This is a genomic window from Gordonia namibiensis NBRC 108229, from assembly GCF_000298235.1.
Lineage (GTDB): Bacteria > Actinomycetota > Actinomycetes > Mycobacteriales > Mycobacteriaceae > Gordonia > Gordonia namibiensis.
Genome location: NZ_BAHE01000004.1, coordinates 21,516 through 28,309, shown reverse-complemented (window position 1 = coordinate 28,309; position 6,794 = coordinate 21,516). Strand labels below are relative to the sequence as shown.

The 6,794-nt window shown below is 65.8% G+C and carries 4 protein-coding genes; 3 read left to right on the top strand and 1 reads right to left on the bottom strand.

Going from position 1 to position 6,794, the window contains the following annotated elements; translation table 11 throughout:
- Window positions 1-124 precede the first annotated feature (124 nt).
- Window positions 125-508 (bottom strand): hypothetical protein, encoded by a 384-nt coding sequence (locus tag GONAM_RS02275; protein ID WP_006865160.1) that lies wholly within the window; start codon window positions 506-508, stop codon window positions 125-127.
- A gap of 656 nt (window positions 509-1,164) precedes the next feature.
- Here GONAM_RS02275 and GONAM_RS02270 point away from each other — a divergent pair.
- Genes GONAM_RS02270 through GONAM_RS02260 form a run of 3 tightly spaced genes read left to right on the top strand, consistent with a single transcriptional unit; the run spans window position 1,165 to window position 6,036 of the window.
- Window positions 1,165-2,601 (top strand): hypothetical protein, encoded by a 1,437-nt coding sequence (locus GONAM_RS02270; RefSeq protein ID WP_245548559.1) that lies wholly within the window; start codon window positions 1,165-1,167, stop codon window positions 2,599-2,601.
- Window positions 2,598-4,052, top strand: coding sequence for a glycosyltransferase family 2 protein (locus GONAM_RS02265; protein WP_006865158.1), 1,455 nt, complete (start codon window positions 2,598-2,600; stop codon window positions 4,050-4,052). The genes GONAM_RS02270 and GONAM_RS02265 overlap by 4 nt, the downstream gene beginning before the upstream one ends.
- Entirely contained in the window at window positions 4,033-6,036 is a 2,004-nt protein-coding gene (locus GONAM_RS02260) for a hypothetical protein (RefSeq protein WP_006865157.1), read from the top strand. The genes GONAM_RS02265 and GONAM_RS02260 overlap by 20 nt, the downstream gene beginning before the upstream one ends.
- The last annotated feature ends 758 nt before the right edge of the window (window positions 6,037-6,794 follow it).

Sequence of the window (6,794 nt, the reverse complement as noted above, 5' to 3'; positions counted from 1 at the left end):
AGGCGAGGAGCTTGCGACGAGCCGTATCGAAACCGAGCCCTTTCACGCTGTGGAGTTGTCAAAGATCGAACGCGGTCCCGGCCGATGACCGGGTGCGGAAGGTGGTGCGCGTAAGTCTGTGGGGTCAGGCTGCGTCGTCGAGGCGCATGGTGGGGCGGTTGTAGGCGAGGCGATCGCTCTCAGGCGCATCTCGATCAGAGTCGGAAAGTGCTGTGGTTGAGCGCTTCTCGATGATGGACATGCCCTGGAGCGAGGCGGTCCGCACGGTGCGCGTCGACACCGCAGGTGCGAACCCCATCTCGATGAGCATCTTCTTGGTGGTCGACCCTGCCTTCTCTGCGACGCGCAGACGATCGAGTTCGGCTGTCCGCGAGACGATCTGATGGTCGACCACGTTGCGGATCAGCCGCATGGTCTCGAGTTGTTCGTATGTGGCGCGACCAGTGGGATCGTTCGCGGGTGGAGCGATTCCCGACAGTTGGTCGAGGAGGGATTCGAGCGGTGCCATGAATCCTTTGTACACGAACATACGTTCGAATACTCGGAAAAGTTTCGACTTCTCTTTGGTTGAGTTCCCACTGTTCACAGGATGTTTCACGCATACGAAAGAAAGGCGTGCAACATCAGTGGACAGAAATCGCAGAATTCACAGAATCTGTGGATAAGCGCTGATTCATCCACAGAAATAGCGAATTTTCCGACGAGGGGTGCGACCCCATTTCTGGCCGGATTCCAGGCCTGACTCGAACGCGTCGCGGACCGTAACTGGAGTTATGCCCTGGGAACCAAACCATCTGAATCCCTTGATGTTTGACTCTCGCCCTCCATCGCCACGATATGTGGAACCTCCACCCGTTCACCCGTTCAGACCAACTGTTGCGACGAATGCGGCGTTGGTGCGTTTCCGCCGTTACGCTGGCGACCGCTACGCGATCGCGTCAGGGGAGGCCCTTGTGGTTTGACGTGTCCCGCGGCTGAGCGCTCCGAGCCAAGCAAAGGACTCGGGCGTTTCGTTCCTGGGGAGGATCCTTGACCGAACTTCGGCACATCGTCGTGCCTTCATCTCTGCTGCCTTCTGACGGTCGTCGGAATGATGCCGAATCACTGAAACACACGCTGTATTCGACGACCGTGCGTCGTGACGGCCGGCGACTGAAACAGTGGTTGACCACTCCGCGCGAGACCTCGCTGACCATTCGGTATCTCGCCACCCTGGGGGCCGCACTCGTCGCATTCGCGCCGACCCTGCTGATGACTGTGGACGCCTCGATGCAGGGATCACCCACGGCCTACCTGCTGTTGGTGCCGCTGTGGAGTCTGCTCATCGCCTTGGGCCTCGATTCCGGGAGCGGCCGGTCGATCAACGACACCGAGTTCGATCGCATCCTCGTGATCGTCGTCGGCGGCGGGTTGTCGCTGATAGCCCTGCTGGTCTTTCCACGGGTGCCTGCGGTGGCCGCCTTCTGGCGTGCCGACGCACTTCCCTTGCTGATCTGGGCTTTCGCCGCGTCGATCGTCGTCTTCGGTATCCGACGCGTGGTCCGCGACTACCGTGTCTGGCTCTTCGTCCTCGTGTGCTTCCCGCCGAACTTCTTGCTGATGGGGCAGGTCCTCGGAGGGTCGACGGTGGTGTTCGGCTCCCTGACGGTCGGCCTCGGGGCCGTCGCCACCTACCTGTCGCTGCGCTGCGTCGGACGCCGCCTCGGTCTCGTCACCGCGCTGGGTGTGTCCGTGGCCGGGGTGGCGCTGGTGCTCGTCTTCGCCGACGCGCCGGCGCTTGCCTACACGGTGCCAGCGGGGGTGGTGACGGCGGTGGCCATCGTCGTACGCCTTCGCTCGGGGCACGGGTTCCAGTCGACGGACGGGTTGCCGAAGCAGTCGATCGCCACGCATCTCGTCACCTGGGTTGCTGCACTTGCGATCCTCGCGCTGGCGCCGCATCCGCAGACACTCCTCGCACCCAATGACGTGTCCGCGACCGGAGGATGGGTGGCCGAAGCGCGGAAGGCGGGACTGACGATCTCCGAGCCCCAGGTGTTCGCCTGGGGGCCGCGGGTCATGGGCAGCCACGGAGATGTTCGGCGATACCGGATCACGGTGCCGTTGCGTACCGGCGCACCTGCCGCGCAGCTGACGACGGCCTATCTCGACGTCTACACGACCGCCGACCGCGGCCGCTTCGCCAACTACCGGCGAGGGATCTGGTACGAGACGGTGCCGCCCGTGCAGATCGGTGCACAACCGTTGTCCGACGACGGTCGGCACACCCGACTCGGCCGCATCGCCAACACGGTCGATGCCATCCGGACCGCAGACGACACCCTGTGGACCGGACGGTTCTGGGGATGGCAGATCCCGACCCCTTACGGTGTGCGCCATCAGGCTGTCTACCTCGTCGCCAACCGCGACCAGACGTCCGGGAGAGGTGTGGCCGACCCCCGGCCGCCCAGCTACACGACCGCCGTCGTCGAACCGATCGAATGGGTTGTGCGCGGTGGCGACCGGCCCCTTGCCGGCGACACCGAAACCCGTGACGTCGACCCTGCGTTGACCGAACTCGCCTGGCAGATCGTCCGCGCCGCTGAAGGCACGGCGAGGTGACCCGACCCGCCCCGGGCGGTGCCGCGTCGGCGCTGCCCGACGATCTGTCGGCTCGTCACCCTCTCAGTACGGTCCAGCGTGTGGGTCTGCTCGGCGCGGCGATCCTCATCGCCGCCGGGTTCGTCGTCTCCTGGCAGATCGCGCTGTCGTCGGCGCTCAGTGTCTGTGCGGTCTACTTCCTCATCTCGAGCGTGGACAAGTTGGTCCTGGTCACACGCGGCATGTCCGGGCGGGGGGTGATCCAGATATCCGACGACGCCGCCCGCGCCATCCCCGACGACGAGTTGCCGGTCTACACCGTGCTGCTCCCGGTCTACGGGGAGCCGGAGATCGTCACCAACCTCGTGGCCGGCGTCGGTCGGATCGACTATCCCGCTGACAAACTCGACATTCTCCTGGTCCTCGAGGAGGACGACGCCGAGACCCTCGACGCCATCGAGGGAGCGGACCTCGGGAACATCACCCCGGTCCTGGTGCCGCCTAGCGAACCGCGCACCAAGCCCAAGGCCTGCAACCATGCGATGGGCCTGCCGATCGAGCGCAGCGACCTCGTCACCATCTACGACGCCGAGGACATCCCGGATCCGCTGCAGTTGCGGCGTGCCGCCGCGATCTTCGCCGGGAGTCCGCCGGAGGTCGCCTCGGTGCAGGCCCGCCTGGGCTACTTCAACGAACGAGACAATCTGCTGACCCGGTGGTTTTCCATCGAGTACGACCAGTGGTTCTCCTACATGCTCCCGGCGCTGAGTGCGTCGAAATGCGTGATCCCCCTGGGCGGTACGTCGAACCACATCCGCACCCGCGTGTTGCGTGAGGTGGGTGGTTGGGACGCCTTCAACGTCACCGAAGACGCCGACCTCGGTATCCGCCTCGCCCGCTACGGCTATCGCACCGTGGTCCTCGACTCGCTGACCGAAGAAGAGGCGAACGCCGACGTGGTGAACTGGGTCCGTCAGCGATCCCGTTGGTACAAGGGCTATCTCCAGACGTTCCTGGTGCACACCCGTCACCCTTCGGCGGTGATCCGCGAACTCGGACTGGTCCCGACCCTGCGCATCGCGAACCTGACTGCGGGGATGCCGCTCGCGAACACCCTCAATCTCGCGTTCTGGACCCTGCTCGTGGTGTGGTTCGCCGGAAAGCCCGATTTCATGCGCGGCCTGTTCCCGGGACCGGTCTTCTATCTCTGCCTGTTCATGTTCACCGTCGGGAACCTCGCGACCATCCTGCTCGGTGTGGTCTCGGCACGCACCCGCGAGAAGCCCTATCTGCTCGTCGCTGCCCTGCTGGTACCGGGTTATTGGTTCCTGCAGTCGATGGCAGCGGTGAAGAGCGTCGTCCAACTCATCTACAAACCCTCCTACTGGGAGAAGACCGTGCACGGACTCTCGGCGATGCCGGGCACCATGCAGGAACCGAAAGGCTCTGAAAATGCCCGTCAGACATCGTGATCGATGCCGGCCCGCAAAGACCGCCGCAGCGCGCACAAGGCGCTCCTGGGCCACCCAGCTGTGGGCGATTGCGCTGATCGCCATCGTGTTCGGAACCGTGGCCGCGCCGGCGGCCGCCGCACCGGACGCGACCACGACCCTCGGATGGCGTCAACTCGGTCTCGGCACAACTATCCACATCGACGCCCAGGACGTCACGACGGGTGTGACGGTCCCCGTCCCGGAGGGGATGTCACCGACGATCCTGCGCGGGACGGTCGCCTCGGCGACCAACGTGTCCGACGCTTTCATCCAGGTCGCCCGCACCGACGGCACGATCGTCGGCACGATTCCCGTTCCGGTGTTCGGGCCCCAACAGCTGAGCGCTCCGTTCGAGGTCCCGCTGACCTCGATCCCGGTGTCCGAGGGCCGTGCCGACCTGCGCCTGACCCTGCGGAATCCGGGCGAGGACACCGAATGCGGGCCCGACCCGGAGGTGACACTGACGAACCTCGACGTGTCCTACGCGGGAGCGGCACAGGCGCCCAGCAACATCCGCGACGTCTTCGGTTCGGTCGTGCGCGGCGTGACGATCTACACCCCGCGCCGTCCGAGCGTCGCAGTGTCGCAGACCGCCCTCGGTCTGGTCGCCGCGATCGCCGATCACTACCGTCCGCAACGTGTGTCGGTGGACATCGTCGAAATGTCCGACGCCGCTCCGGTGGCGGGCGACCCGTTGCAGCGGGTCGTCGTGATCCGCGAGCAGACCGGGCCGGGTGGAATCCGTCTCGAAAACGCCGGGCAGCCACAGGCCACCCTCGTCGTCTCCGGTGATCAGCAGTCGCTGCCGAAGCAGGTCGCCCTGTTCCGGGAAAACCTCACGGGCCTCGCGCAGACCACCAGCGCCGGCGTCGACGCGGTCACCGAACGGCCCGTCCAGGGATCGGACACGGTCACCTTCGGCGACTTCCCCGGACGCCTCACCGCAGACGTCCTCGGAACAGCGACCCTCACAACCGGTTTCGACCCGACGGTGCTGGCGCTCGGTCGGCCGGGTCAGGTGAAAGTCCACCTCCTCGCGCGGTACACCCCGGTGGTCGGGGAGGCCCGGGCCAGTGTGACTGCGATCAGCGGTGGCGAGGTGCTGACCTCCAAGACCCTCGATGCATCAGGCTCGTTGGACACCCAGTTCACCATTCCCGCCGCGCAGGTCGCCGCGAACGAACCGCTGGAGTTCCAGATCTCCTACGAACCCAGCGCCGCCGCCTGCACCAAGCGCAGTGTGCCGCTGACCTTCCAGATCGAACCGTCCTCGACGGCGTCGGCCGACGCGACCCCCGTCAGCATGGGTGGATTCTCATCGATCCCGCTGGGCTGGCAACCGACCGTTCAGGTCGCCCTGGACGGTACCGACCCCGGACAGCTCGACGCCGCGGCCCAGCTACTCGCGTCGGTCCAGCGGTCTTCGGCGACGGCACTGTCGCCGATGCTCGTGCCGCTCGACCAGGCGATTCGCAGTGGCTCCGGGGCGCTCATCGTGGCCGACGCCGCGAACGTGCAGGCACTGAACCCGCCTATCGGGACGGAAGACTCGTCGACGCGCATCGATCTCGCGGCCAAGGTGCGGACGGCGCTTCCCGGTGGACTGGGAACGATCCAGGCGTTCGCGCAGAACTCCCGGACGGTCGTGCTGGTGAGCACCTCGGGGTCGTGGAAACTCGTGGACCCGTTGCTGGCGTTCCTCGATGCGCAGGAGGGTGAACTCTCGAACCTTCGCGGTGACGTCCTCGCCGCCGGCGCGGCCGGGCAGACGGAACTGATGACGATCAGGGCCGACGGACCGCAGACCGAGATCGCGCAGGTCGGTACCAGCTGGCTGGTGTGGCTCGGTGCTGCAGTCGCCGTAATCGGGGTCGCCGTGCTTGTCGGGGCCGGCGTGGCACTTCATCGCAGGCGGGGCCGTCCCGGTGGCGTCGCCGGTGTAGGCGGCGAAGCCGTCACATGACCGTCGTGGCCGAGAACCCGACCGTCGTCGGGGGAGCCGTTCCGGTCGACGTGGCCGAACACCGTCGTGCGGTGAAGCTACGACGATGGGGCGTCGGCCTCTTCGGATCACTCGCCATCGGATATCTGTTCGCCGGGGTCTACCTATATCTCGTTGTCGGATACATCAATCCCGACGCGAGCAGTCGGGTCGCGAACGCGGCGTTCACCATCTGGAGCCGGGATCCGCATCTCGGGGCGGTGGGCTTCGTGTGGAATCCACTGCCCAGTCTGGTGGAGATCCCGCTCGTCGAACTCTTCGGGCGCTGGCCGCTGAACGAGTGGCCCCGCCTGCGCCACGTGGGTTTCGAGGGCGCGGTGATGAGCGCGCTGTTCATGGCCGGCGCCGGGTGGCAGGTGCGGCGCATCGCTCTCGACTACGACTGCGGTGTCGTACTGCGCTGGTTGGCGATCGCAGCATTCGCTCTGAACCCGATGATCATCCTTTACGGCGGAATGGGTATGAGCGAGGCGCCGTTCCTGTTCTTCCTGCTGTGGGCCTGCCGTCGAATACTGCGATGGGTCAACCGATATCACGTGGCCGATCTGGTGATCGCAGGTGTCGCACTGGGGCTCGCATACCTCACCCGATATGAGGCGTTGCCGGTCGCGGCGACGGTGACCGCCGGCGTCTTCATCATGTCGACGATCCGTAGCCGCCAAATCGGGGACGAACAGAAGAGCTGGCGACACGGGGCCGGATTCGGATGTCACGACGCG

Coding starts and splice junctions, on each gene's coding strand:
- GONAM_RS02275 (WP_006865160.1), bottom strand. CDS start 508: ATGGCACCGCTCGAATCCCTCCTCGACCAACTGTCGGGAATCGCTCCA.
- GONAM_RS02260 (WP_006865157.1), top strand. CDS start 4,033: ATGCCCGTCAGACATCGTGATCGATGCCGGCCCGCAAAGACCGCCGCA.